Source organism: Microbacterium sp. NPDC060117 (genome assembly GCF_042729315.1).
In the GTDB taxonomy this organism is placed as follows: Bacteria; Actinomycetota; Actinomycetes; order Actinomycetales; family Microbacteriaceae; genus Microbacterium.
This window is the reverse complement of sequence record NZ_JBHWXR010000001.1, coordinates 992,667-1,018,200: the sequence shown is the minus strand read 5'-3', so window position 1 is coordinate 1,018,200 and position 25,534 is coordinate 992,667. Positions and strand designations below refer to the sequence as shown.

Annotated in this window: 22 protein-coding genes; 13 read left to right on the top strand and 9 right to left on the bottom strand. The window is 70.8% G+C overall.

The annotated features are described in order from the left end of the window. Positions 1-47: 47 nt before the first annotated feature. Positions 48-938 (top strand): neutral zinc metallopeptidase, encoded by an 891-nt coding sequence (locus ACFWCK_RS04630; protein ID WP_378804785.1) that lies wholly within the window; start codon positions 48-50, stop codon positions 936-938. Positions 939-1,112: 174 nt separating this feature from the next. Here the strand turns inward: ACFWCK_RS04630 and ACFWCK_RS04625 are convergent, their stop codons facing one another. Genes ACFWCK_RS04625 through ACFWCK_RS04615 form a run of 3 tightly spaced genes read right to left on the bottom strand, consistent with a single transcriptional unit; the run spans position 1,113 to position 4,576 of the window. Further along, entirely contained in the window at positions 1,113-2,837 is a 1,725-nt protein-coding gene (locus ACFWCK_RS04625; protein WP_378804784.1) for an aldehyde dehydrogenase family protein, read from the bottom strand. Positions 2,838-2,895: 58 nt separating this feature from the next. After that, complete coding sequence (locus ACFWCK_RS04620) at positions 2,896-4,272, bottom strand: MFS transporter (protein ID WP_378804783.1); 1,377 nt, start codon at positions 4,270-4,272, stop codon at positions 2,896-2,898. A 40-nt stretch (positions 4,273-4,312) separates the two neighbouring features. Beyond that, positions 4,313-4,576, bottom strand: a complete 264-nt coding sequence (locus tag ACFWCK_RS04615; RefSeq protein ID WP_378804782.1) for a glutaredoxin family protein — start codon at positions 4,574-4,576, stop codon at positions 4,313-4,315. 171 nt (positions 4,577-4,747) lie between these two features. Between ACFWCK_RS04615 and ACFWCK_RS04610 the strand changes: the two genes are divergently transcribed. After that, entirely contained in the window at positions 4,748-5,917 is a 1,170-nt protein-coding gene (locus ACFWCK_RS04610) for a glycosyltransferase (RefSeq protein WP_378804781.1), read from the top strand. Positions 5,918-6,154: 237 nt separating this feature from the next. Here ACFWCK_RS04610 and ACFWCK_RS04605 read toward each other — a convergent pair whose 3' ends face one another. The 6 genes from ACFWCK_RS04605 to ACFWCK_RS04580 all read right to left on the bottom strand — a co-directional run bounded on the left by ACFWCK_RS04605 (position 6,155) and on the right by ACFWCK_RS04580 (position 11,543). Further along, complete coding sequence (locus ACFWCK_RS04605) at positions 6,155-7,318, bottom strand: polysaccharide deacetylase family protein (protein WP_233312927.1); 1,164 nt, start codon at positions 7,316-7,318, stop codon at positions 6,155-6,157. A gap of 56 nt (positions 7,319-7,374) precedes the next feature. Further along, positions 7,375-7,998 (bottom strand): response regulator transcription factor, encoded by a 624-nt coding sequence (locus tag ACFWCK_RS04600; protein WP_233312928.1) that lies wholly within the window; start codon positions 7,996-7,998, stop codon positions 7,375-7,377. Next, positions 7,995-9,251 (bottom strand): sensor histidine kinase, encoded by a 1,257-nt coding sequence (locus tag ACFWCK_RS04595; protein ID WP_378804780.1) that lies wholly within the window; start codon positions 9,249-9,251, stop codon positions 7,995-7,997. Before ACFWCK_RS04595 ends, ACFWCK_RS04600 begins: the two co-directional genes overlap by 4 nt. Position 9,252: 1 nt before the next feature. After that, complete coding sequence (locus tag ACFWCK_RS04590) at positions 9,253-10,071, bottom strand: ABC transporter permease (RefSeq protein ID WP_233312930.1); 819 nt, start codon at positions 10,069-10,071, stop codon at positions 9,253-9,255. A gap of 1 nt (position 10,072) precedes the next feature. Next, the gene (locus ACFWCK_RS04585) at positions 10,073-11,023 is read right to left on the bottom strand and encodes an ABC transporter ATP-binding protein (protein WP_378804779.1); all 951 of its coding nucleotides are present in this window, start codon (positions 11,021-11,023) and stop codon (positions 10,073-10,075) included. 121 nt (positions 11,024-11,144) lie between these two features. After that, complete coding sequence (locus ACFWCK_RS04580; RefSeq protein ID WP_233312932.1) at positions 11,145-11,543, bottom strand: RidA family protein; 399 nt, start codon at positions 11,541-11,543, stop codon at positions 11,145-11,147. A 156-nt stretch (positions 11,544-11,699) separates the two neighbouring features. On the opposite strand from ACFWCK_RS04580, the gene ACFWCK_RS04575 reads away from it, so the two are divergent. The 11 genes from ACFWCK_RS04575 to ACFWCK_RS04525 all read left to right on the top strand — a co-directional run bounded on the left by ACFWCK_RS04575 (position 11,700) and on the right by ACFWCK_RS04525 (position 25,500). Then, complete coding sequence (locus ACFWCK_RS04575) at positions 11,700-11,891, top strand: hypothetical protein (RefSeq protein WP_045249567.1); 192 nt, start codon at positions 11,700-11,702, stop codon at positions 11,889-11,891. Between the two features lie 196 nt (positions 11,892-12,087). Next, positions 12,088-13,299 carry a sensor histidine kinase gene (locus tag ACFWCK_RS04570; protein WP_378804778.1) on the top strand — a complete coding sequence of 404 codons (1,212 nt, stop codon included), beginning with the start codon at positions 12,088-12,090 and terminating at the stop codon, positions 13,297-13,299. After that, positions 13,296-13,958: a response regulator gene (locus tag ACFWCK_RS04565; RefSeq protein ID WP_378804776.1), complete on the top strand. Its 663-nt coding sequence runs from the start codon at positions 13,296-13,298 to the stop codon at positions 13,956-13,958. The genes ACFWCK_RS04570 and ACFWCK_RS04565 overlap by 4 nt, the downstream gene beginning before the upstream one ends. Positions 13,959-14,088: 130 nt before the next feature. Beyond that, positions 14,089-14,427, top strand: a complete 339-nt coding sequence (locus ACFWCK_RS04560; RefSeq protein ID WP_233312935.1) for an SHOCT domain-containing protein — start codon at positions 14,089-14,091, stop codon at positions 14,425-14,427. A gap of 174 nt (positions 14,428-14,601) precedes the next feature. Continuing rightward, positions 14,602-15,342 carry a GntR family transcriptional regulator gene (locus ACFWCK_RS04555; protein WP_378804775.1) on the top strand — a complete coding sequence of 247 codons (741 nt, stop codon included), beginning with the start codon at positions 14,602-14,604 and terminating at the stop codon, positions 15,340-15,342. A gap of 164 nt (positions 15,343-15,506) precedes the next feature. After that, positions 15,507-17,693, top strand: coding sequence for an alkaline phosphatase family protein (locus ACFWCK_RS04550; protein WP_378804774.1), 2,187 nt, complete (start codon positions 15,507-15,509; stop codon positions 17,691-17,693). Positions 17,694-17,752: 59 nt separating this feature from the next. After that, the gene (locus ACFWCK_RS04545; RefSeq protein ID WP_378804773.1) at positions 17,753-21,628 is read left to right on the top strand and encodes a LamG-like jellyroll fold domain-containing protein; all 3,876 of its coding nucleotides are present in this window, start codon (positions 17,753-17,755) and stop codon (positions 21,626-21,628) included. 68 nt (positions 21,629-21,696) lie between these two features. After that, positions 21,697-22,167, top strand: a complete 471-nt coding sequence (locus ACFWCK_RS04540) for a hypothetical protein (protein WP_378804771.1) — start codon at positions 21,697-21,699, stop codon at positions 22,165-22,167. Beyond that, entirely contained in the window at positions 22,164-22,592 is a 429-nt protein-coding gene (locus ACFWCK_RS04535) for a hypothetical protein (protein WP_378804770.1), read from the top strand. Before ACFWCK_RS04540 ends, ACFWCK_RS04535 begins: the two co-directional genes overlap by 4 nt. 168 nt (positions 22,593-22,760) lie before the next feature. Beyond that, positions 22,761-23,786, top strand: coding sequence for a YncE family protein (locus ACFWCK_RS04530; RefSeq protein WP_378804769.1), 1,026 nt, complete (start codon positions 22,761-22,763; stop codon positions 23,784-23,786). Positions 23,787-23,937: 151 nt separating this feature from the next. Further along, positions 23,938-25,500 carry an ABC transporter substrate-binding protein gene (locus tag ACFWCK_RS04525; protein ID WP_378804767.1) on the top strand — a complete coding sequence of 521 codons (1,563 nt, stop codon included), beginning with the start codon at positions 23,938-23,940 and terminating at the stop codon, positions 25,498-25,500. The last annotated feature ends 34 nt before the right edge of the window (positions 25,501-25,534 follow it).

Below are 25,534 nucleotides of genomic sequence, written 5' to 3'. Positions count from 1 at the left end.
GAGCCTATGCCTCGCCGTCGGGGCGCGGACCGTGGAAAACTGTGCTCATGACGTTCAACCCGGATGCCGATGTCTCGGACAACAAGGTCAAACGGCGCAGCGGCGGCCGCACGGCGGCGATCGCCGGCGGCGGCGTGGTCGGACTCGGCGCGGTCGTGGTGCTGCTGATCAGCGCGTTCACGGGCGTCGACCTCTCCGGTCTCCTCGGGGGCGGGACCGGCACCTCCCAGAGCCAGCAGCAGGGCGCCGGATCGACCGAGGGATCCGTGCAGAGCTGCAACACCGGCACGGATGCCAACAACAGTGTCGACTGCCGGGTCGCCGCGGTGTCGCTGGTGTTGAACGACTACTGGGCGAAGCACGTGAAGGGCTATGTCGAGCCGGGCCAGATCAACGTCGACGGCGCAACCTCGACACCGTGCGGCACCGCGTCGAACGACGTCGGCCCGTTCTACTGCCCCTCGGATCAGACCGTCTACATCGACCCCACGTTCTTCCAGCTGCTCAAGCAGCAGTTCGGCGCCGAGGCGGGCGACCTGGCCCAGGTGTACGTCGTGGCGCATGAGTACGGGCACCACATCCAGAACATCACCGGCACGATGAACAAGTACCCGAACAACGGCACCGGCCCCACCAGCAACGGCGTGCGCACGGAACTGCAGGCCGACTGCTATGCGGGCGCCTTCATCGCCGACATGACGCAGGAGAAGGACAAGAACGGCGTCGCCTACATGAAGAAGCCGACCGACGCTCAGATCAAGGACGCGCTGAACGCCGCTGCGGCCGTCGGCGATGACCACATCCAGCAGCAGTCGGCCGGATACACGAACCCGGAGAGCTGGACGCACGGATCCAGCAAGCAGCGCGACTACTGGTTCGCGACCGGCTACAAGAACGGCCTGGGCCAGTGCGACACGTTCGCGGTGGCCACGCCGTAGCCTCCCGCCGGGGTCGTTGAGCGAGCACGACCGCAGGTCGAGCGAGACGAAACGCGGTGCTCTCGCGAGGTCACCGCGTTTCGTCTCCGTCGCCTGCGGCGTCGTCGCTCAACGTCCAAGGGGAGGACGTCGTCGCTCGACGTCCAAGAGGGGCGGCGCCCGCGCCTCGGTTGACTAGGCCCGCATCGCCTGCACGAGCGTGCGCACGAGCGCGAGCACGCCGCCCTGGGCGCGGAACCGGGTGAGACCCTCGCTGACCTCGGCCGCGGTCCGCGAGGAGGCGAACCACGGCGGCTTCGGCAGGATCGTGAACCGGCCGCCGTCGCGCACGATCGACGCCGCCCGGGGGAAGGGGCGGAACGGCCCGCGCACCACGGAGCGCTCGACGTCGGCCAGCAACAGCGCGTTGTGCACGACGCCGAGCCCGCTGCCCACATCGGAGAGCGTGTTACCAGGGAAGGCGCCCCAGGTCACGGTGGGGGTGATGAACCCGAATGCGGTCCAGGTGTTGATCGCGATCGAGCCGTAGCGCAGTGCGGTGATCGCCCGCTCGAAGCCGGCGCCGAGCGACGCCTCCGTGGCGGGGGCGATCAGCACGTTCGCGCCGAGCGTGCCCTGCAGCTTCTCGTTGGCGTGCGCGACGGCGGCGTCCAGGAACGCCTGGCCCGTGCCGGGCAGCTGCTCGACACCCAGCACCGGGGCGAAGTACTCGGTCTGCTCCAGGGCGGTCGGGTCGTCGCCCTCACCGATCTCGACGAGCAGCCGGTCCGCGAGTACGAGGGCGTCGGGGTACGCTTCGGCCGCCTGCGCCATCCGCTCGTCCGAACGCGGGTACCAGATCGGCCGCTCCGGTGCGAGCGCGTAGGCGCGGCGCAGCTCGATCAGGAACTGGTCCTTCTGCGCCCAGTCGCCGGACAGGATCACGACCTGGCCCGCGATGCAGTTGTGTCCGCAGTTCTGCAGCCGCATCGTGGCGACGTGCTCCGCCTGGAAGCGCAGATCCTCGGCGCTCCACTCGCCCGGCACGACGATGATCGGGGAGACGCCGCCGAGCTCGGCGGTGATCGGCTTCTTCAGCCGCGGGCGGTTCTCCCGCTTGCGGCGCTTGCCCTGCGGCCCCGTGCCCCAGACGACCGCATCGAAGGTCGGGGCGGATCCGGTGATGTGCACGTGTGCGAAGGCGTCGTGCGCGGTGAGGAACGCGCCGACGTCGCCGGCGCCGCGGACGATCCGCAGGAGGCCGGGGGCGATGAGCGGCGCCAGGGCCTTCTCGAACACCGGCACGAGCGCGTCCTGGGTCGGGTTGACCTTGAGCAGCACGACCCGGTCGTGTGCCAGCAGTTCGTACAGCACGTCGAGCACGGGGATCGAGGTGATGTTGCCGGCGCCGAGCACGAGCCCGATGCCGCCGTCGTCTGCGGCGGGGGATCGCTGTGCGAGGCCGACGCGCGCGCGGGCGTCGCCGGGGGTGACGCCCGCGGCGAGCCACACTTCGCCGGTGAAGCCCGAGAGCAGCAGCTTGTCGATGCCCTCGAGCGGGAACGCGTGCACGCGGGTCTGCCCGCTCGCGGTGCGGTCGAGGGTGATCCCGTCGAGCGGGTTCCGGCCGTGCGCGATGCGGTCGAGCGTCTCGATGTAGGCGTCCAGAGCGCCGAGCGTCGCATAGGGGCCGCTCAGCCACTCCTCGCCGCGCAGCGGGTGATCGTCGGTCAGCTGCTTCGAGCGGGCCGCGGTGCGTGCCCACGCCCGCGCGTTCGCCGCGACCGTGCGCCGAACCCCGCGCAGCAGCGTGACGCGCTGGCTGACGGTGAGGGCCGACCAGGCGGCGGATCCCTTCTTCAGATCGGCGATCGCGCTCTCGATGGGCGCGCGGACGTCGTCGGCGAGGGTGTCTGGCATCGGGATCTCCTTCGGCGCGGTCTGGCTTCAGCGTACGCGCTCGGCGTGGGACCGAGTCTCAGCGATCGAGGTCGTCGATGTCGCTGCGACGGAGCCGGTAGCGGGCCAGCGTCGCGAGGCTCAGGACCATGAGGGCGGCCGGCGCGACGCTGAAGATCAGCACGATCCCGGCGACGGCGCTGCCGGGCTGCACGACGGCGCTCGCATCGCCCGCGGTGCGCGAGACGTACCCGGTGATCGCGAGCACGACCGCGACGATCGTGGTGCCGAGCGCGAAGCCCACCGTCTCCGACGCGGTCCACATGCCGGTGAACGTGCCGGCGTTGCCCGGTCCGCTGTCGCGCTCGTCGTGCGAGATGACATCGGGCAGCATCGCCATCGGCAGGGTCTGCATGCCCGCGTATGCGATCCCGGCCATCGAGACGGAGGCGTAGATCCAGGATCCCGGCATCCACAGCGCCAGCACGATCGAGGCGGACGCGACCAGGAAGATCGTCGACGCGATCCGGAAGGCGCGCTCCTTGCCGATCCGCCGTGACAGCCGCTCCCAGGCGGGCGTCGCGATCACGGCCGGCGCGACCAGCGCGACGAACAGCAGCGTGACCGCGCTCTCGGAGCGCATGACCCAGGTCGCCACGTACTGCGCCCCGGCCAGCATGGTTCCGGTGGCGAGCGCCTGCAGCAGGTAGGTGCCGAGCAGTGCGCGGAACGGCTGCGAGCGACGCACGGCCGCGAACCCCGCGGCGTACTGCGCACGGATCCCGACGTGCTCGACGGCCGCGGGTGCGGTCACCGCATCGTCGGCCGTGCGCGCGGCGACGAGCATGCCGACGCCGATCACGACGCCCGCGACCACGCCCATCACAAGGTAGCCGATGACGGGGTCGCCCGTGATGCGGCGCAACTCGGGCCCGCCGCCGCCGAACAGCAGGATCGTCACGGTGAGCACGATCACGCGCCAGCTGAGCAGCCGGGTGCGCTCGTCGTAGCTCGAGGTGAGCTCGGCCGGCAGCGCGAGGTAGGGCACCTGGAACAGGCTGAACGCGGTGGCGGTGGCGAGGAACGCCACCAGCACGCAGATCACCCCGGCGACCGGGCCGAACGCCGGGGGCACCGCGAACGTCAGGGCGAAGAAGACCGGCAGGGTGAACGCCCCGATCAGCATGAACCGCTTGCGACTGCCGGTGCGGATGAGGCTGCGATCGGACCACGCGCCGATCACGGGGTCGATCACGACGTCCCAGATCTTCGCGAGCGTGACGATCGTCCCGGCCAGGATCGCGGCCACGCCCAGGTTGTCCGTGAGGAAGTACGCGAGCACCAGACCGGGCAGCGTGGCGAAGCCTCCGGTGCCGAGCGAGCCGATCGCGTAGCGGGCGATCGTGCGGGCGGGAAGGCGCGTGGGGGCTCGTTCGGCGCGAGCGGCGGTGCTCATGCGCGCCAGTGTATCGGCGCGCACGAGCCTCACGAGGTCGTCAGATCAGCGACAGCTCGCGCAGCTTCGCCTCGACGTCGGCGTTGGACGGCTCCACGTGGTGCGAGGAGTCGGGGTACACGACCACCGGGATGTTGGTGCGGCCGGAGATCTCCTTGGCGACATCGGCGGCGGCGGGATCCTGGACCAGATCGACGTAGGTGTACTCGATGCCGAGCTCGTCGAGCTGCTTCTTGGTGCGGATGCAGTCGCGGCACCAGTCGGCGCCGAACATGGTGATGGTGTCAGAGGAGGGGGTGGTCATGATTCCAGGGTACGGCGGATCCGAGGGGGCGGGCTCGGCGCCTGAGCGAGGGTTCTGCCCGGCGTTCACCGGGCGTTAGCCTGGAGAGGGCAGGCTGGCTGACGGGAAACGCGCAGGTTTCGCATGGTTTCGCGTGGGACCATGTCGAGTCACGCGAACGGAGGAGGGGGCATGGGAGACATGTCGGCAGGGGAGGCCATCCCCGGTGCCACGGTCATCATTCCGACCTTCAACGAGCGCGACAACATCGCGGCTCTGGTCTCACGGGTCTCCGCTGCGACCTCGAACCGGAGCGTCGAGATCCTCTTCGTCGACGACAGTTCCGACGACACCCCGGATGTGATCCGACGGATCGCCGCCGATGCGCCGGTGCCGGTGCGACTGCTGCATCGCGACAAGCCCGTCGGCGGTCTCGGCGGTGCCGTGGTCGAGGGCATCTCCGCTGCGGCGTACGACGTCTGCATCGTGATGGACGGCGATCTGCAGCATCCGCCGGAGCTTCTGCCCGAGATGATCGACCGCTTCGAGGACGGCGATGCGGACGTCGTGGTCGCCTCCCGCTATGTCGGCGGCGGCGACAGCGGCGGGCTCGCGGGGGCGGTGCGCGTCGGCGTCTCGCGCGGCGCGACCCTGCTCACCAAGGCGATGTTCCCGATCCGGCTCTCCGGCGCCTCGGATCCCATGACCGGCTATTTCCTCGTCGATCGCCGCCGGATCGATCCGGCGGCCCTGCGGCCCAACGGCTTCAAGATCCTGCTGGAGATCCTGGTGCGCTCGGACGTGCGCATCGCCGAGGTGCCGATGGAGTTCGGCGAGCGTCTGCACGGGCAGTCCAAGGCGTCGTTCGTGCAGGGGATGCAGTTCCTCAAGCACCTCGCGCGTCTGCGCTTCGGCAAGATGTCGCTCTTCGCGATCATCGGCGGCGTGGGGGCTCTCGCCAACCTCGTCATCATGTGGGCGCTCACCCACCTCGGCGTGGAGTACGTCTGGGCGGCGATCATCGCGGCCGAGGTGACGATCATCGGCAACTTCATCCTGCAGGAGCGCTACGTCTTCAACGACATGCGCGGCGACGCCTCCGGGATCGGGGTGCGCTTCGCCCAGTCGTTCACGTTCAACAACGTCGAGGCTGCGGTGCGGATCCCTGTGCTGGCGCTCATGGTCGAGACCTGGCACATCTCCAGCATCCTCGCCGCGGCGATCACGCTGATCGCGGCGTTCTTCGTGCGCTTCCTGTTCCACTCGCTCGTGGTCTACGCGCCGCGCCGCTCCGTGCGCATGGGGCGCAAGGCCGAGGCGCGTCGCGTGCGGCTCGAAGCGGAGACCGCCGCCGCGGAGTGACCGCGGTCCGGTTGTTCGGCCGGATCCGCACCCCGGCTCGGCCGACCCTGGTTCTGGGGCGCACACTGACGTTCTGGGGCGCGCTGCACCAGGGATCCGTGTGGGGACGCGCCCCAGAACGAGAGGGTGCGCCCCAAACTGGACGACGGGGAACCTCGTCGCGGGATCCCTCGGATCGAATCCCCGGAGTCGGATCGAATCCCCGCAGCCGGATCCCCGGATCGGATCCCGGACCCGTCAGCCGATGTTGTTCTTCAGGCCGTTGACCGTGTCGCCGTAGTTGATCCGGACCACCGGCAGCTCCAGCTTGTTCGTGCCGATGTGCACGTATCCGAAGTCGATGGTGCGCGCGAGCAGGAAACCGGCCTTGGTCACGCCCTCCTCGGCGGTCGCGTTGTAGTGACCGTACGGGTAGGCGATGACCTCCTTCGCGCCGAGGACCTTGGCCGACTCCTCCAGGTCGGCTGCGACCTGGTCGGCCGAGAGGTTCACCATCCGGCCCTTGCCGTTGTCCCCGGCGCGGTGCATGTCGTTGGTGTGCGAACGCTGCAGGACGTAGGGGGAGGGGGACCCGTCCTTGCGCTCGCCCGTGATCACGAACGAGGTGGTGAGGAGCTTGCGTTCGGTCACCACCGGCACGGCGAGCTGCAGCCAGGTCGGATCCGCGTCGTCGTCGGTAATGATGAGCGAATGCTGCGGCAGGAACAGCTTGCCGTCGATGAAGGCGTTCAGCTCGTCCCAGGTGGGCATGTAGAACTTCTGCGAGGCGACGTAGTCCATCTGCGCCTTGAAGTCCTCGATGTATACGTAGTTGTTGCGCAGCCAGTTGTCCTCGCCCTCGGGCTTGGTCGTGAACTGGTGGTACATCAGGATCGGGATCTTCGCCGCGGTGGCCGTGTTCTGCTCGGGCGTGGTCCAGGCGGCATGGAGCGTGCGCTGGTGATCGGGGCACGTGGTCAGCTGGGATCCGTTGACGCGCTCGGTCTGCGTCTGGGCCTGCGCGGCCTCGGGGGTCGGGTACCAGCCGGCGAAGACGGATCCGGCTCGCTCGGGGATGGGCAGGCCGGTGAACAGCACGCCCTCGGTCTGCAGCATCGGGGCGTGATCGATCCCGTCGCCGGCGAACGACACGGCGCACGCCTTCGCAGGGTCGGCGGCGGTCTTCAGCAGCGCCTGCACCGGGGAGAGCGGCGTCGGCTTCGGCGTCGGAGTGCTGGTCGCACCGGCTGCGGCCGCCTTCGGGCCCTCGCCGCCGGTCAGGGCGCGCACGGCGATCGTGGCGACGACCGCGATCAGAGCCACGGCGAGCACGGCGATCACCGCCACGATGAGCCGACGCCGGCGGATCACGGCGCGCGAGGGGCGCGGTGAGCGCGACGAAGCAGACGATCCTCCGGTCATGGTGCTGAGTGTAGGGGATCGTCGGGTCTGGATCCTGAAGCGATGACGGGAGACCGTCAGAGCAGCCAGCCGCGCTCCTGGGCGATCCGCGCCGCGTCCGCCCGCGTGCGGGCCTCGAGCTTCTGCATCGCGGAGGACAGGTGATTGCGCGTCGTGCCGTCGGAGAGATGCAGCGAGCGGGCCACGTCCGAGATCGTCCCGCCGTCACGGGCGGCCGCCAGCACCTCCGCCTCGCGCGGCGTCAGCGGCGACGGTCCTGCCGTGAGGGCGTCCGTGGCGAGCGCGGCGTCGATCACGGTCTCCCCGCGCATCACCCGGCGCACGACATCGGCGAGCTCGGAGGCGGGGGTGTCCTTGACCACGTAGCCGGCGACCCCTGCGGACAGGGCGCGCGACAGGTAGCCGGCGCGCCCGAACGTGGTGACGATCACGATCCGCACCCCGGGCAGAGCCTGGCGCAGCTGCGCCGCGGCGGTGAGCCCGTCGATGCCCGGCATCTCGACATCCAGCAGCGCGATGTCGGGCTGGTGCTCCCGCGCCGCGTCGAGCACCTCGTCGCCGCGGCCGACCTGGGCGGTCACGACGAGGTCGTCCTCGAGACCGAGCAGCGTCGCCAGCGCCCCGCGCACGAGTGCCTGGTCGTCGGCGAGCAGGATGCGGATCGGCTCGGGTGCCGTCATGCGGTGACCTCCAGGAGGAACCCGCCGTGACGGGAGCGGCCGATCGTCAGCCCGCCGCCCGCGTCAGCCGCGCGTTCAGCGAGTCCGTGCAGCCCCGTGCCGGTCGGCCCGTCCGCGGGACGCGACGCGGGGCCCACGCCGTCGTCCTCGATCGTGATGCGCGCCGGAGCCAGGGTCACCCAGCAGTTGCTCGCGCCGGCGTGCCGGATCACGTTCGTCACGGCCTCGCGCAACGCCCAGCCGAACAGTTCCCTGTTGCGCTCCGGCACGTCGTCCGTGGTCGCGGGGAGGTGCGCCGCGATGCCCGCGGCAGGCAGCAGGGTGCGCAGCGAAGCGAGCTCGCTCGCAATCCGCACCTGACGGTATCCGGAGACGACGGCGCGCATGTCGCCGAGCGTGGCTCGGGCGAGCGTCTGCACCTCGTGGATCTCCACCGTGGCGGCGGCGGGATCGCGATCCGCGAGCTTGGCGGCCAGATCGGCCTTCAGCGCGATCGCGGACAGCGAGTGCCCGAGGATGTCGTGCATGTCGCGGGCGACGCGGTTGCGCTCCTCCTCGACGGCGACGACCGCGAGTTCCTTCTGGGTGCGGCGCAGTTGCGCCAGCGTCTGCAGATTGCGGGTGAACGCCGCCATCAGCGTGCCGATGGAGAGGATGATCAGCGGCATCGTCCAGGGCGGCGTGTTCGTCGGCTGGAAGGCGCCGTCGACGAGGTTCATCACGAACGAGACGCCCGACAGCGCGAACACGGCGATCATGGCGCGGAAGTCGCCGCCGAAGCAGAGCGCGGCGGAGACCGCGACATAGGTCCACAGTCCGGAGAGGTCGGGCCCGAGCACGATGAGGAAGGGCAGCGACAGCAGCAGGAGTCCGGCCGGAGGGAGCCATCGGAAACGGTCGGGGAGAGCCATCGCCACGGGGAACGAGATTGTGAAGAGAGCGCCGTAGATGACGACGGCGAGGCCCCAGAACCAGGAGCCCGGTGCCGGGAGCTGGGTGAGGATCGGCACCAGGATGAACCCGATGATGAACACCTGGCTGATCAGCGCGCCGGGGTACCAGCGTTTCGCGCCCGGGGCGCCGAGTGTGAGGCGCAGCCGCGCCCAGCCCGTGACCCCGTCCAACGACGGCGCGTCGAGGAATCCGCCCTCGCGGATGCCGAAGCGCGTCATGAAGCCGAACCGACCCGCACGACGAGCAGGGCGTGCGGCCGAAGCCGTCACGCCCTGCTCGTCGCAGGCGTCATCCGTCACGTCAGACGCGCTTGGTGTCGCGGCGGAACATCAGCACGGCCAGCGCCGTGAAGATGAGGAACCACGCGATGAGGTTCGGCACGGCCCAGCCGTTCGGGGTGACCCCGATGACGGCCGACTGGGAGAGCTCCGCGATGCCCCACAGCGGCGTGAACCTGGCGCCGATCTGCACCGCCTCCGGCATGATCGCGAGCGGCACGAACAGGCCGCCCATGAAGCTCAGGATCGGCAGGATGGGGCCGAGGTAGCGCATGGCGTTCTGCGCGGGGAAGGCGTAGCCGACCGCGAGTCCGAGGCTGGTCAGCATGAGCGAGCTCAGCCAGGCGAGCACGCCCGCCGGGATCAGATTGCCGAGCGGGGCGGTGATGCCGAGCGCGGCGCCGACGATCAGCGTGACCAGCACGGCGATGCCGCCGAGCACGAGACCGCAGATGACCTTGACCAGGATGTAGACGACCGGATTCAGCGGCGTGAGCCGCAGCTGACGGCTCCAGCCCTGAGCGCGTTCGGCGGCGACCGAGACGCCGGTCATGGTGCTCGCGACCATCGCACCGTAGACGGCCATGGAGATCATGATCGGCACGGCCGCGGACATGCCGCCCTGGCTGACCGGGACGTCGGTGATCGCCGTGTTCTTGTTCGGCAGCCCGATCATGACCAGCATCGCGATCGGGAAGATGAGCGTGAACACGACCACGCTGGAATTGCGGAACAGGCGCTTGAGCTCGACGCCGAGGAAGGTGAGGCTGAAGCCGCCCATGGGCGGGACACGGCGGGAGGACGGGTCGATCCGGTCCAGGCGCTCGGTGACGGTGGTCATGTCATTCCCCTTCCGTGTCGTCGCCCGTGAGCCGCAGGAACGCCTGCTCCAGGTTCTGGCTGGTGATCGTGATGTCGTGCGCCGACGTGCGCGTCAGCAGGTGGCGGGCGACCGCATCGGAATCGTTCGCCCGGATGATGATGCGGGGGCCGCGCACCTCGACGGAGTCGACGCCGTCCAGCGCCGCGATCTCGGCCTGGCCGGATCCGGCGGCCTCGTCCCACTCCGCCTCGATCGTGCGGCCGGAGGCCATCGCCTTGATCTCGGCGGTGGTGCCGTCCGCGACGATGCGGCCCTTGCGGATCAGCACGATCCGGTCGGCGTACTGGTCGGCCTCTTCGAGGTAGTGCGTGGCGAAGAGCACGGTGCGACCGCGCTGGGCGTCGGCGTGGATGGCCTGCCAGAACGAGTGCCTGCCCTCCACGTCCATGCCGGTGGTGGGCTCGTCGAGCACGATGAGGCCCGGATCCGACACCAGCGCCATCGCGAAGCGGAGCCGCTGCTGCTGGCCGCCCGAGCACTTCTGCACCTTGCGGTCGGCGATGTCGGCGATGCCGGCCCGCTCGAGCGCGGCGTCGATGCTCGTGGTGTGCGTGAACAGCGACGCGGTGAGCTTCATGGTGTCGCGCACCGTGACGTCGCTGAGCAGGCCGCCGGTCTGCATGACGGCGGAGACCAGGCCGCGCCCGATCGCCTGGCGCGGGGTCAGGCCGAACAGCGACACCTGCCCCGCATCGGGCTGCGAGAGTCCGAGGAGCATGTCGATCGTGGTGGTCTTGCCGGCGCCGTTCGGGCCGAGGAAGGCCACGACCTCGCCCTGACGGACGGAGAGGTCCACGCCGTCGACGGCGGTGAAGCCGCGGAAGCGCTTGGTGAGCCCGGTCGCCGTGATCGCCGGGTGCGGCGCGGCGGGGGCCTGGACGACGGACTGCACCGTCTGGGTTTCGCTCATGATGTCGCCTCGTTCATGTCATCCAGTCTGCTCCGCGTCGTGCGCGGTGCACGATGAACGATGTCATGGATCCGCTATGACATCCGTCACGGGGAATGCGGGACGCGTGATCGGCGACGACTCAGGGCGCGAGCGCGGCGACGGCACCGATCTCGATGAGCGCCCCCGGCACGCCGAGCCCCGCCACGAGGGCCGCGGTGACGAGCGGCGGCGCGCCCTCGCGTGCGAGCTTCGGACCCACCGCGCCGTACGCCGCGCGCAGATCCGCATCCTGGTGGATCAGCACGGTCCAGCTCACGACATCGGCGAGTGTGGCACCGGCGGCGGCCAGCGCGGCTGCGGCGTTGTCGACGGCCCGTGCGGACTGCAGGGCGACGTCGTCCGAGACGACTGCGCCGGTCTCGTCGACGCCGTTCTGGCCGCCGACGTGGATCGTCGTGGATCCCGGCGGGATCACGGCGACATGGCTGAACGCGGGGCTGTTCACGAGCCCCGGGACGTGCGGGTAGGAGATGCTCATGCCGCGAGCGTAGCCACGGCATCCGACACGACGACGGATGCGCCTCGGCGGCGCGGGTGCGCCTGCATGATCCGTGCATCCTGACCGCGCGGTCGACGGGTCGAGGCCGCCCTGCACGGCGCGATAGACTCGAGAGGCTCAACAGGAGGTTGCCCGGTGATCCTTCACTACATCGTGTTCGGAATTCTGTTCCTCGGCGGATTCGTGCTGCTGGGCATCGCGCCGGGCCTGCCCGCCTGGCAGGGTCCCGTCTTCGTCGCGGGCATCCTGGCGATCAGCCTCGCCCTCGCGTACATGATGCGCGAGCCGGGCGGCGCCACCAAGCGCTCGCGCTCCTGGGAGAACTGAGCCCCGCCGGCACGATCCGGTTCAGCGGACCCCGCGTCCCGCGCCACTCGTCGGCGAGCATCGCATAGGTGAACCCGTCGATCCAGCCCCGTTCGTCGTGCGCGGCGACCGGTCAGGGCGCGTACTCCCTCGGGAGTATGCGGGAAGCACACCCCCGACGGATCCGCGCCGCGAGAGGCGCGATTAGCATCGGAGGATGCCGGATCAGCCGCTCGATGACACCCCGATGGCGTCGACGGCGTGGTTCGGACCGGACACCGGGCGCATCCCGTCCGGACCGCCGCCGCGGGTGCGCCTGATCGCGCCGGTCGTGCTGTGCCTGCTCGTGCAGGTGCCGGCCTCGATCTGGGTCGCCGCGCACGCCGATCACGGGCTGCACTGGCGGGTCCTGCTGCATCTCGCGCTCGCCGTGGCGGGGCCGCTCGCTCTGCTCGCCGCGCGGCGATTCCCCGGCCCGACGGTCGCCGTCGTCTCCGCGCTCGCACTGCTGGACGTCCTCACCACACCCGTCTACGGGCCGCCGTACCTCGCCCTGGCGTTCGCGATCGGGATCGCCGTCACCCGCGGCGCCGCCGTCTGGGCGGCTGCCTCGGTCGCGACAGCGTGGGTCGCCGCGATCCTCATCGGGGTGATGATCGGCCGGATCTGGCATCCGGGCCTCATCGTCGCGGCGACGCTCGCGCTGGCCGCCAGCTTCGCCGTCGGCGCCTTCGTGCGCACGCGCGGCGCCAGGATGGCCGCGATGCGCGCCGATGCGCAGCGCCACCGCCGCAGCGCCGAGGAGCGCGAGCGCGTGCGCATCGCCCGTGAGCTGCACGACGTGCTGGGCCACGCCCTGTCGCAGATGAACGTGCAGGCGAGCGTCGGGCTGCACCTCTTCGACCGCGACCCGGAGCAGGCGCGCACCGCGCTGCAGAACGTGAAGGACACCTCGAAGCTGGCGCTCGAGGAGGTGCGCGGTGTGCTCGGCGTGCTCCGCGACGGGGATGTGCCGTTGGTGCCGCAGGCCGAGCTCGCCGAACTTCCGAGGCTCATCGCGGGCCTCACCGCACCCGGTCTGGAGATCGTGCTCGACGACCGCCTCGCCGGGCGCGCACCCAGCCGGGCGGCGCAGTTCGCCGCGTACCGCATCGTGCAGGAGGCGCTCACGAACGCCGTGCGCCACGCCCAGGCCCATCACGTCCGCGTCGTGCTCGAGCGGCAGGACGAATCGGATCCGGTCTTCATCGTGACGGTCGTCGACGACGGCCGCGGTTTCGGCGGAGCGGATCCGGAGGTTTCCGGGCACGGCGGTGTCCTCGGCATGCGCGAGCGGGCGGCGCTGCTCGGGGGCACGATCGCGATCGACGACGACGAGGCGGGCGGCGCGCGCATCGTGGCGAGGCTGCCGTGGGGGAGGGCGTCATGATCCGGGTCGCGCTGGCCGACGATCAGCTGCTCGTGCGCGCGGGATTCCGCGCCCTGCTCGACGCGGAGGACGGTATCGAGGTCGTCGTGGAGGCGGCGGGCGGACGTGAGCTGCTGGAGCGCATCCGCCGGACGCCGGTCGACGTGGTGCTCATGGACATCCGCATGCCCGACGGCGACGGGCTCTGGGCCACGGAGCAGATCGCGGCCGACTCCGCGCTCGCCGATGTGCACGTCGTGATCGTGACGACCTTCGAGCTCGACGAGTACGTGGTGCGGGCGGTGCGCGCGGGAGCGGCGGGGTTCCTCGTGAAGGACACCGAGCCCGCGGATCTGGTGCGCGCCGTGCGGGTCGTCGCCGCCGGAGACGCACTGCTCTCGCCCGGCGTCACCAAGCGCCTGCTGGAACGGCTGACCGTCGGCCTGCGCGACGCACCCGAACGGGCGGCGCTGGAGGGCATCACCGAGCGCGAGCGCGAGGTGCTGCGTCTCGTCGGGCTGGGCATGACCAACGACGAGATCGCGGAGCGGCTCTTCCTCAGCCCACTCACGGCGAAGACGCACGTGTCGCGGATCATGGCCAAGCTGCACGCCAGGGATCGCGTGCACCTCGTGGTCATCGCCTACGAGACCGGCCTCGTCGCGCCCGGCTGGCAGTAGCCCTCCGGAATCCATACTCCCGGGGGAGCAGGTGGAATCACTCCCCGGGCTGGATTCGTCAGAGCGCGCGGATGACGAGGCTGGATCCATCGGTCGAGATGCGACCGAACCGATCCAAGGATGGTCACTCATGATCGCAACCGTCGCGGCCGTCGCCGCGCACCCCGGCCACATGGGGTTCCACCCCTTCTGGCCCGTCTTCATCATCGGCCCCCTGATGTTCCTCGTCATCGTGGGGCTGCTCGTCGCCCTCCTCGTGCGTCGCCGTCGCTGGGGCGGGCCCGGCCCGTGGGCCTGGCACGGCGCCCCCGGAGCGCAGGCGCCCTGGGCAGGTGCGGCGCAGGGTGGCGCGGCGCAGAGCCGCACGGCGGAGCAGATCCTCGCCGACCGTTTCGCCAAGGGCGACGTGGACGAGACCGAGTACCGCGCCCGGCTCGAGGTGCTGCGCGCGAACCGACCCGAGGCCTGAGCCGACGACCGCAGGCCCATCGCACACGGCGCGACGGGCCTGCGGTGTGCACGGGGTCCGAGCCCGTCCACGGCGGCCCGTCATGCTCGCGCATGGCGGGCCGCCGCTGCGCGTGCGCGAGAATGGGGGCATGCTCCGGTCGCCGATCCTCTCTCCCACGCGCGGAGACGGGAGATGACGGAGGGCGCTCGCGAGAGCTCGCGTACGGCGCAGATCTCGGCCGACCTGCGCCGGCGGATCTCGGACGGCGGGTTCGCCGCCGGCACCCGACTGCCGAGCGAGGCGGCGCTGAGCGCCGAGTACGGCACGACGCGCAGCGTGATCCGCGGGGCGCTCGCCCGCCTGGCTCGGCTGTCGCTCGTCGTGTCCCGGCCCCGGGGCGGGTGGATCGTCCAGGCCGCGCACCAGACCCAGGGCTTCGACCGGATGCAGTCGTTCACCGAGTGGGCGAGCGAGGGCGGGCGCGCGCCCGGCGGAGCGATCACGTCCCGCACGGTCGGACCGGCGGATGCGCGCGAGGCGCAGCAGTTCCGGATCCGGCTCGGGGAGCCCCTGCACCGCTTCGTGCGGCTGCGCACGCTGGACGGGCTGCCGGTCATGATCGAGCGGTCGGTCTGGGCGCCGTGGGTGGCGGAGGTCATCACGCGGGTGCCCGACGACGTGCGCTCGACCACGGTCGCGCTCGCCGAGGCCGGGATCCGCGTCGCGTCGACGAACCACCGGATCGAGGCGGTCGCGGCGACCACCGAGGACGCCGCGCTGCTGGGCGTGCGCCGATCCAGCCCGCTGCTGCAGGTGGGCCGCACGACGACGACGCGCGAAGGCAGGCTCGTGGAGCTCGGCGTCGACCGCTACCGCGCGGGTGCGATCGCGTTCGAGATCGAGGCGGGGCAGACGGTCCGCACCGCGCTCTGAGCCGGGCCGGAAACAGCCCAGTGTGCACGCTCGGCGGCCGGATCCGGGGTCCACCGGGCCGATGCCACCGGCCCGTCCTCCGGCGTTCACCGTTCGTTCCCTTCCGCTTGCTGTCCTCGAGGTCGGCGCCCGCACCGGGCGCCCCGTCGTCCCGAGGAGCGTCCATGTCCAGCGAGCCCGTCCCGTTCCGCCCGGATCCGTACGAGCGTCCCCGCACGGTCCCCGATGAGGTGCTGCACAGCGGCATGACCCGCCGCGGCATGCTGCGCGCACTCGGCCTGCTGGGCGGCGCCGCCGCCGTGGGCGCCGGATTCGGCGCAGGGGCGGCCGCCCCGTCGGCATCGGCCGCCGACGGCGCGGGTGCCGTTGCCGCAGGCGGGCCGCGCGTCTACGCCCTGCCCGAGGGCTTCTCCGGCGACATCACCGACATCAAGCACGTCGTGATCCTCATGCAGGAGAACCGCTCCTTCGACCACTACTACGGCGCCCTGCCCGGAGTGCGCGGCTTCGATGACAAGCAGGCCCTGCGCTTCCAGAACGGCACCGACGTGTTCTCCCAGCCGCAGGGGTCCTCGTTCGTGAAGCCGAGCCGGGTGACCACGGTCGCCGGCACCACCACGGGCCTTGACCACTCGTACTCGGGCGGCACCTCGGCGTGGGCCGGTGGGCGCTACAACAACTGGATCGGCGCCAAGGGCGCCAACACGATGCACTACGTCTCCGGCGAGGAGATCCCCTGGCAGTACTCGCTCGCGAGCGCCTACACGATCTGCGACAACTGGCACTGCTCGGTCATGGGGCCGACCACGCCCAACCGCCTCTACGCCTGGACCGGCACCTCGGGCGGCGTCGTCGACAACGGCGGCGAGTCCAACGGCAACCGCACCTGGCAGACCTACCCCGAGGCGCTGCAGGCCGCCGGCGTCTCGTGGCGGATCTACGTCGACAACACGAACAACGGATCCAGCTGGGTCGGCGACTACACCGACAACCCGATCCGCGGCTTCAACGCCTTCACGACCTCGGGCTCGTCCGCGCAGGACCTCGCCAACCGCAACGATGCCACCAAGAACGCCGCCGGCACCGGCCTGGTCTGGCGGGCCGGATCCGCGCCCTACGCCTCGACCGGGGTGACCAACAACGACAGCGACGCCAACCTGAACGGCGTGCTGAAGGACTTCATCGCGGCGTGCAAGCCCGGCGCGCAGTACCCGCTGCCGCAGGTCTCCTGGATCGTCGCGCCGTATAGCTGGTCGGAGCACCCCTCGGCGAACCCCGAGCACGGCGCGCACTTCTCGAACCGGGTGATCCAGACGCTGCAGAGCAACCCCGACATCTGGAAGAGCACGCTGCTCATCATGACGTTCGACGAGAACGACGGCTACTTCGACCACGTCCTGCCGCCGTTCGCCGAGCCGGGCACCCCGGGCGAGTACAACGGATCCACCCCGATCGGCTACGGCGCCCGCATCCCGACGATCCTCGTCTCGCCGTGGACGCGCGGCGGCTGGGTCGGCACCGAGACCTTCGATCACACGTCGCTCATCCGTTTCCTCGAGACCTGGACCACGGCCATCGGCACGCCGGCGCTGTCGACCACGATCAGCGCCTGGCGCCGTGGGATCAGCGGCGACCTCACCAGCGCGATGGACTTCGCGCACCCCGTGATCGACATCCCGTCCCTGCCCGACACCGACGCCCTGGTGCAGATCGCCCGTGCGGGCGGCACGATCGGCACCCAGGTTCCGCCGGCCGACAAGTGGTCGAGCACGCCGCTCAAGCACCGGCCGCTCTCGTACCACCCGCACGGCGTCTTCGTGGAGGACCGCAAGACCGGCAAGGTCAGCGTGCAGCTCAGCGTGGTCGGAGGTCCTTCGGGCAAGGCGCTGAGCCTGCAGGCATTCCCTGACAAGTACCTGCCGTTCGCGAACACGCCGTACACGGTCTCCGGGACCAAGCCCGCGACGCACGTCTGGGATGCGACCGCGCAGGACGGCCGCTACGCGTTCTCGGTGTACGGGCCCGACGGCTTCGTCCGCGCGCACGCCGGCACGGTCCTGCCCGCGGGTCAGAACGGCAGCGCCGTGCCCCGCATCGAGGTCGACCTCGTGGCCGGCGAGACGCCGACCATCGAGATCGCGCTGCACAACGACGGCCGCCAGAGCGTGCACTACGCGCTCACTCCGAATGACCACGCCGGCACCGCGCAGCGCATCTGGGTCAAGTCGGGCGCGACCGAGAAGGTGACCTGGCCGACGTCCGAGGGGTACTACGACGTCGTCGTCACCGCCGACACGAACACCGGCTGGCGGCACCGCTACGCCGGTCGGGTCGCCCAGCTGCCCGCCTGACACGCATCCACCCCGACGAGCACCCGATCACGCCCGCACTCGATCCGATGGAGTCCCGCATGCCCCTCCCGCGCCGGCGTCTGCGCCGCCTCGCCCTCGCCGCCCTCGCGGGCGCCGCCATCGTCGTCTCGACGTTCGCGGCGACGCCCGCGGCGGTCGCGGATCCGACCCCCGCACCGTCGTCCTCCCCGGCGTCGTCGACCCCGGCCCCTTCCCCGGAGCCGACCACGACGCCGACCGCGGATCCGGCACCGACAACGGCACCGGCGCCGGAGACGCCCGCGCCCGCTGCACCTGCAGCGCCGGGTCCGCGCGCCGCCGTGCCGGGGGCGATCGCGCCGGTCGCGGCATACACCTTCGACGCCGACAACGGGTCGACCGTGAAGGACGTCTCGGGCAACGGCAACGACGCGCGCTGGGTCGGATCCCCGGGCTACCGACCCGGCGTCTCCGGATCCGCGGCGACCATCGGGCTCGGCACGAATTACGTGAAGCTGCCCCTGGTCGCCGGGAAGACCGATGCATCAGGGAGCTTCTCCTACGAGTTCTGGATGTCGGAGCAGAGCCGCACCTCGTACGGCACGCTGATGAGCAACCAGGACTTCGCGTCGTGCAACAACGCGGGCCTCACGCTCTACAACCAGACCACCCAGGGCGTGCTGCAGGCGTGCTGGGGCACCACCGCGGGCGGCACGAAGCGCTACATCAACGGCGCCTCCCCGAACATCGCCGGATCCTGGCACCACGTGGCCGTCACGGTCGACCGCACGGCGAACGTGATCATCGTGTACACCGACGGCGTCGAGACGAAACGCTCGGCGGCCGGCGAGGTGACCGCGTCCACGAACCTGAAGAGCGGTCTCGCGTTCAACATCGGCGGGTTCAGCGGCAGCGAGAAGGATGTCAGCGACGGCTACACGAACGCCGCGATCGACGACCTCCGGTTCTACGACGCGGTGCTGCCGTCCGCACAGGTCGCCGATGACTACGCGACGCTCAAGCCCGACTCCGGCACCTACACGGTCGCCTTCGACGGCAACGGCGCCACCTCCGGCGACATGGCGGCGCAGACGTTCACGATCGGCACGGCATCCACGCTCGCGGCCAACGGCTTCGTCCGACCCGGCTACCAGTTCCAGGGATGGGCGCTGAGCCCGAAGGGTCAGGTCGTCTACACCGACGCCCAGTCGGCCGCCGATCTCACGGTCCGCGCGAACACGACGGTGACGCTCTCCGCGATCTGGAGCCGGCTGCGGGCACCGGGCGACGCGGTCGCCCCGTTCGCCTCCTACGACTTCGAGACCGCGGACGGCACCGCGATCCCCGACTCCTCCGGACGCGGCAACGACGCGACCTGGTCGGGTTCGCCGTCCTATGTCGCCGGCACCACGGGCAAGGCGGCGTACGTCAACGCGCCGGACGGCAGCACGCGCGGCGTGAACTTCTTCTCGCTCCCGCTCGTCCCCGGGCACACGGACGGATCCGGCAGCTTCTCGTACACGTTCTGGCTCAAGGAGGCTTCGTCGAGCTCGGACTCGCCGATCGTCTCGAACCAGGACTTCCGGCACTGCTACAACCGCGGGGCTACGCTCTACAACACGGCGGGCAGCCCCGGCATCCTCCGCGGATGCTTCGGTCAGAACGGGACGTCGACGACGCAGAACTACCTCGCCGACGCGAGCCGCACGTCCGTGATCGGATCCTGGCACCACGTGGCCGTGGTCGTCGACCGCTCCGCGAGCACGATGACGACGTTCGTCGACGGCGAGCAGACCGCGCAGAGCACCAGCCTCGGCTCCAGCTTCTCGCTGGTCAGCGGCTACCCGTTCCGGGTCGGCGCGGAGGGCTCGCTGCTCGACGACGGCGACGGCTTCATCAACGCCGCGATCGACACGTTCGATTTCTACGACCGGGCGATCTCCGCCGCGCAGGTCCAGAACGACTACATGGCCACGCACTCCGGTGACGTCGTGATGGACGGATCCACACTCGCCCGCGGTTTCGTGTCCGGCGTGCTGCGCGCGCCCTCGGTGCGCACGGGCGGTGCGGTCTCGCAGACCGTCGCCGGGCTGTGGAACGGCGGATCCGTGACGTCGTACACGAAGGTCGAGGGCGACGCCTGGCTGAACGTCGACGCGCAGGGCGTCGTGTCCGGGACCGCTCCCGCGAGTGCGCCCGCGGATCCCGGCTACCTCACGGTCGAGGCGACGGACGGCACGACCACGGCCCGCATCGAGGTCGAGGTCCCCGTGCTCGCGGCCGATGCGGCGGCGCCGTTCGACGCGGTCACCTGGAACCTCTGGGATGCGGGCGGCCATGTCAACGACGCGACGCTGAAGAACCTCGCCGTGATCGCCGAGAACGGCTTCGACGTGATCGGCGTGCAGCAGGACGGCGGCACTGCCGCGACCGCCCTCGCGAAGGCCCTCGGCTGGAACGCTCTCGAAGGGCCGGGTGGCGTGGGGCTGATCTCGCCGCACCCGCTCAGCGCACGCACCGTCGTCGGTGAGCAGCCGGGTCTGGGCGCGACGGTGGACGTGCTCGGTCGCCCGGTGCGGGTGTGGACGATGGGGCTGGACCGCACAGGCTACGGCCCCGAGGCCGCATGCCTCGACGGGGTGACCGACCCGGCGGCTCTCGTCGCGGCGGAACGCGGCAGCACCCGCTACGCGCAGGTCGACGCCCTCGCGGCGGCGATCACGACGGAGACGTCCGCGCCGACACCGGTCGTCGTCCTCTCGGATCTGGAATCGCCGTCGGGCGCCGATTGGACCGCCGCGACCGCCGCCGCGCACTGCGGCATCGGCGCGGTGGACTGGCCCGTGCCCGCACGCCTCGCGCAGGCCGGTCTGGCCGACGCCTACCGCACCGCCAATCCGGATCCGGCTTCCGAGCCGGGCGAGACCTGGTCGCCGCTCGTCGTGAAGGCACCGTCGGGCGCCGATGAGCCGCAGGACCGCATCGACACCGTGCACTACGCCGGATCGGCGCTGCAGGTGCTCGGCGCGAACACGGTCGTGGCGGGCTGGCCGTCGCCGACCGCCGTGCTCCGCAACGCCTGGGCGAGCAATCACCGCGCTGTGGTGGCCTCGTTCTCGCTCGGCAAGGGTGCTCCGGATCCGTCGTCGCTGCCCGCAGTGGTCGCGAGCGCGGCGGGGCGCACGGTCACGCTGCACACGGTCCCGGCGGCGTCGGCCGGCGGCATCGAGTACCGCGTCGACGGCGGCGCCTGGCAGGCGTATTCCACGCCGTTCGCCGTGCCGGGCACGGCAGCCGCGCTCGTCGAGTACCGGGCGACCGATCAGGGCGTGAACGGGCCGATCTCGGGTCTCACGCTCGCGGCGACCGGCGCCGACGCCGGGCAGGACGTGCAGCCCCTGGGCGCCGCGAAGACCGTCCTGCGTGGCGAGGCCATCACCGGTTTCGGTGCGAAGGTGGTCGACGCGTCCGGCAACGGCGTCTCCGGCGCCGACGTGGTGTTCACGATCTCGGGCGGCGCGTTCGCCGGGGGAGCGAGCACGGCAACCGTCTCGAGCAACGCCGCCGGCATCGCCGTCGCACCAGGTGCGACCGCCGCGACGGCCGGAACCGTGACGATCACCGCCGCGTTCCGCGACCGCACGACGACGCTGCCGCAGATCACGGTGGTGGACCCGGTCGCGACGCTGACGGCCGACGTGAAGGTCACGCCGGCCGTGGTCTCGGGCAAGGTCGTGCTCACGGTCGCGGTGACGAACACCGGGTCCACGGCGACCGACGTGAAGATCGCCACGAAGTACGGCACCAGGACGTATCCGGCGGTCGCGCCTGGCGCGACGGTGTCGTACGGGTTCAGCACGATGCTGGCCTCGATCCCCGCGGGTACCGCGACGGTCACCCTGACGAGCGGATCCGGCATGGCCACGATCCCGACGCCCTACCCGGCCGCGCGATGAGCACCGGCACCGGATCCCGCCCGCGGCGCACCCGACACCGCGGAGACACCCACGCAGGAGGCAGCACCATGACGACGCAGATCACGACGACGCCCGGAGGCGAGGGCATGGGGGGCGACCGCGGCTGGACCCGGCGACGCACCCTCGTCGCCGGCGCCTGGTCGGTGCCGGTCATCGCGGCGGCGGTCGCGCTGCCGCAGGCCTCGGCCTCGGCCGCGATCACGATCGACCTCCTCGGCGCCGTGGACGACGCGCAGACCTACCCGTTCTCGGCCGCGGGGGACACCGCACCGCTGATCTTCCAGGTCGCAGGCTCCGGCCCGATCCCGGCGGACGGCACGGCGGAGTTCGTGAACGCCGGCGGGATCGCGTCGTGGGACGAGTCCGTCCTCCTGCAGGGCGCTCTGGCCTCCGCCCCGATCGACACCGACGGCACCCTGATCCTGCCGATCGTGGCGCTCGCCGCGGGCACCTTCCCCGTGCTGGTGCACGTGGGACCGGTGACGCGGACGTTCGTGATCACCCTGGTGCAGGCGTGAGCCGCGCCGGCGCCGGGGCCGGCGGTGCGGCGGCGGTCGCTCTGCTCGCCCTGCTCGTGCCAGCCCTCCTCACCGGATGCACGGCGGGCGCCGCGAGGCCCGCGACCTCGGCGTCCGCCGCGGCGGCACAGCGCGGTCCGGAGATCCGCGTCGTGTCGCCGGAGGGCGCGGTCCGCCTCGGCGACGAGGTGCGGCTCGTCGTGCAGGCCACGGTCGACGGCGTTCCGCTGAAGGATCGCGTCGCGACCTTCGAGGTGATCTCGGGGCCCGCGGCCTACCCGGGCGGGTTCGAGACGTCCTCCACCGACGCCGACGGCGTCGCCAGCTCACTCGGCCTGCAGGCACAGAACGCCGGCGAGGTCACCGTGCGTGTCGCGGTGGGCGAGGTCCGGACCGATCTCGTGCTAGATGTCGCCGGATCCTGAATCGATCCTCGAACAGAATTCCCCTGTTGTATACCAACCGCTAAATGGCATACCATTTTCGACGAAGTTGATCCGGTGCGCCCGTGGCCGCCCAGAGGGCGATCCGAGGCGCCTTCGTGCGCGCCGGAGCCGAGTCGAACCGGGATGCCCGGAGGAAGCGAGGGCCCCATGGTGGTCCGCACCAGCACGCCCGGCCACGGATCGATCTTCGTGGTCACAGAGAGTCACGGCGAGAGGATCGCCTTCGTCGATCTCAGGAGCCCGGACGCGCCGGTGCAGACCGAGACGGTCGTGGGAGCAGCCCCGTGGGCGGTCGCCGTGGACGAGGGGTCCCGCCGCGCCTACGTGAGCACGGCGGTGGGCCTGGCCGTGGTCGACCTCGACACCCGCGAGCGGCTCGCGCTGGTTCCGTATCTCGACCAGCCCTCCGTCATCGAGTACGGCGAGGAGCGCCCCGGCGGGACCGGCGTCGTGGTGACCCCGGACGGATCCGCGGTCTACGTCGCGATCACCCGCACAGGGCGGAACTCGGCCGTGGAGCGCTTCGACACGGCGGCCGGGGCGTTCACCGACTCGTTCGAGGTGGGGCTGCGGCCGTTCGACGTGCAGATCTCGCCCACCGGGGACGAGGTGTACACGATCGACCACGACTCGTTCACGCTCAACACGATCAGCATCCCCGCCCACACCGTGACGAGCACCGAGATCGCCCCGTTCGGCACCGAGGGCGGCCTGATGTCGCACTACAAGCCGCACTACGCCGCCGTCGCCGAGGACGGCACCCTCTATCTGCCGTACCAGGGCCAAGGGCTCGTGGTCTACTCGCCGGCGACGCGCACCTATGAGACGCAGCCGATGACCGCCGACTCGCACCAGCACGGCGTGGGGCTGACCACCGACGGGCGTCTGCTGGTCGTCGGCGTGGGCGCCATCGGCGGGGCGACCCGGGGCCCGAGCCTGACGATCCGCGATCTCGGATCGGGTGACGAGACGGTGCTGCCGCTCGAGAAGGGGCACGAGAACGTCGTGGAGTGGCTGGATGCACCGGATGGCCGCCGCAAGGCGATCCTCACGGGTGGATCCACCAGCCGGGGCCCGTGGGACGGGCTCGCGATCGTGGATCTGGACTCGCTCGAGATCTCGGAGCTCGAGGTCCCCGGGATGCCGCAGATGGGCGTTCTGATCCGTTCCTGACGCTGCGACATCGGGAGGGAGTGCCCCTTGACAGTCGCAGATTTGTATACCAAAATCGAACAGCGAAGGTAATGTATTACACATTACTTTCGCTACCCGATCCGCTCCCGCACACGCCCTCCGGCGCTGTGACGGATGAAAGGAACCCGAAATGTCAACGAAGACACAGCGACGCGGGCGCCTCCTGGCCCTCGGCGCCGCCCTCGCCCTCGGCGCGGTGCTGCTGTCCGGCTGCATGGGCAGCGCGGGCACCGCGACGAGCACCGGCGGCAGCTCGACCGCGGCTGTCGACAACGGCTCCGCGACCCTGGCGATGCCCACGGAACCGGCCAACATCGACCCGATCATGATGCGCTCGCTCTCGGCGTGGAACATGTACTACGCGGTGTTCGACGGCCTGACCCGCATCGACGCCAAGGGAACGATCCAGCCGGGCCTCGCCACCAAATGGACCTCGAACGACACCAAGGACGTGTGGACCTTCACCATTCGCGACGGCGTCAAGTTCCAGGACGGATCCGACCTGAAGGCGTCGGACATCGTGTACACGTACAACAAGATCCTCGCCAGCGACAAGTCCACCAACAAGGTCGCGATCGCCATGGTGAGCAAGGTCGAGGCGACCGATGCGCACACCGTGACGTTCACCCTGAAGAACCCGTTCAGCGCCTGGCTCAACCAGGTCGCGACGATCGGGATCGTGCCGGAGAAGGTCTACGAGGCGCTGGGCCCGGACAAGTTCCCGAACGCGCCGGTCGGCACCGGCCCGTACACCTTCGTCGCCTGGAACCACGGCGTGGACTACAAGATCACCCGCAACGACGCTTACTGGGGCACCAAGGCGAAGATCAAGGACATCACGTTCTCGTTCGTCGGCGCCCCCGACGCCCGCGTCACGGGCGTCGAGTCGGGCACGCTGGACACCGCGATCATCCCGGCCAGCCAGGTGCCCGTGTTCGACGGGGCCCAGAACGCCCGGGTGATCGAGGCGGCCTCCAACCAGGTCGCGTTCCTGGGCGTGAACACCACCGCCGGCGCGCTGTCGAACCAGAAGGTGCGCCAGGCGATCCCGCTTGCGATCGACCGCAGCTCGATCATCAAAAGTCTGCTCAACGGCCTCGCCACGCCCACCGGCCAGCCCGTCGCGAAGGGCGTCACCGGCTACGTCGACGGCTACCCCACGCCGAAGTACGACCTCGACGCGGCGAAGAAGCTCGTCGCCGACTCGGGCTACGACGGCGAGGCGATCACGCTGCAGTACGCGAGCACCGGCGGATCCCCGACGGACCCCGAGGTCGCGCAGGCGATCGCGGCCGACCTCGGCAAGGCCGGCCTGAACATCAAGCTCGTGGGCTCGGAGCAGTCCAGCCTCAGCCTGAGCCTGGCGAACCACCAGATCACCGGTCTGTACCTGAACTACTGGTCGCCCTCGAGCATGGACGGCGACGTGGTCGTCAGCCAGCTGCTCGCCGGCGGCCCCGAGGATTACGCGCGCAGCCCCGAGATGGCGAAGCTCTACCTGGAGCAGCAGGCCGCCGGCGCCGACAAGCGCGACGCCGTGTTCAGGCAGATCTGGCAGTGGAACACCGAGAACGTGTCGAACGTCCCGCTCTGGCAGAACAAGAACGCGTACGCGGCGGCCGGCACCATCAGCTGGACCCCGGCCGTCGACGGCATCTACCGCGCCGCCGAGATCGGGCGCTCGGCCAAATGAGCTCGGTGCGCGGGCCCAGAGCCTCGGGCCCGCG

Bases quoted from the DNA above. Each gene is read 5' to 3' on its own strand.
- ACFWCK_RS04565 (WP_378804776.1), top strand. From the start codon at position 13,296: ATGATCCGGGTCGCGCTGGCCGACGATCAGCTGCTCGTGCGCGCGGGA.
- ACFWCK_RS04610 (WP_378804781.1), top strand. From the start codon at position 4,748: ATGGGAGACATGTCGGCAGGGGAGGCCATCCCCGGTGCCACGGTCATC.
- ACFWCK_RS04530 (WP_378804769.1), top strand. From the start codon at position 22,761: ATGGTGGTCCGCACCAGCACGCCCGGCCACGGATCGATCTTCGTGGTC.
- ACFWCK_RS04545 (WP_378804773.1), top strand. From the start codon at position 17,753: ATGCCCCTCCCGCGCCGGCGTCTGCGCCGCCTCGCCCTCGCCGCCCTC.
- ACFWCK_RS04560 (WP_233312935.1), top strand. From the start codon at position 14,089: ATGATCGCAACCGTCGCGGCCGTCGCCGCGCACCCCGGCCACATGGGG.
- ACFWCK_RS04620 (WP_378804783.1), bottom strand. From the start codon at position 4,272: ATGAGCACCGCCGCTCGCGCCGAACGAGCCCCCACGCGCCTTCCCGCC.
- ACFWCK_RS04630 (WP_378804785.1), top strand. From the start codon at position 48: ATGACGTTCAACCCGGATGCCGATGTCTCGGACAACAAGGTCAAACGG.
- ACFWCK_RS04590 (WP_233312930.1), bottom strand. From the start codon at position 10,071: ATGACCACCGTCACCGAGCGCCTGGACCGGATCGACCCGTCCTCCCGC.
- ACFWCK_RS04540 (WP_378804771.1), top strand. From the start codon at position 21,697: ATGACGACGCAGATCACGACGACGCCCGGAGGCGAGGGCATGGGGGGC.
- ACFWCK_RS04570 (WP_378804778.1), top strand. From the start codon at position 12,088: ATGCCGGATCAGCCGCTCGATGACACCCCGATGGCGTCGACGGCGTGG.
- ACFWCK_RS04550 (WP_378804774.1), top strand. From the start codon at position 15,507: ATGTCCAGCGAGCCCGTCCCGTTCCGCCCGGATCCGTACGAGCGTCCC.
- ACFWCK_RS04585 (WP_378804779.1), bottom strand. From the start codon at position 11,023: ATGAGCGAAACCCAGACGGTGCAGTCCGTCGTCCAGGCCCCCGCCGCG.
- ACFWCK_RS04600 (WP_233312928.1), bottom strand. From the start codon at position 7,998: ATGACGGCACCCGAGCCGATCCGCATCCTGCTCGCCGACGACCAGGCA.
- ACFWCK_RS04625 (WP_378804784.1), bottom strand. From the start codon at position 2,837: ATGCCAGACACCCTCGCCGACGACGTCCGCGCGCCCATCGAGAGCGCG.
- ACFWCK_RS04580 (WP_233312932.1), bottom strand. From the start codon at position 11,543: ATGAGCATCTCCTACCCGCACGTCCCGGGGCTCGTGAACAGCCCCGCG.
- ACFWCK_RS04525 (WP_378804767.1), top strand. From the start codon at position 23,938: ATGTCAACGAAGACACAGCGACGCGGGCGCCTCCTGGCCCTCGGCGCC.
- ACFWCK_RS04605 (WP_233312927.1), bottom strand. From the start codon at position 7,318: ATGACCGGAGGATCGTCTGCTTCGTCGCGCTCACCGCGCCCCTCGCGC.
- ACFWCK_RS04615 (WP_378804782.1), bottom strand. From the start codon at position 4,576: ATGACCACCCCCTCCTCTGACACCATCACCATGTTCGGCGCCGACTGG.
- ACFWCK_RS04555 (WP_378804775.1), top strand. From the start codon at position 14,602: ATGACGGAGGGCGCTCGCGAGAGCTCGCGTACGGCGCAGATCTCGGCC.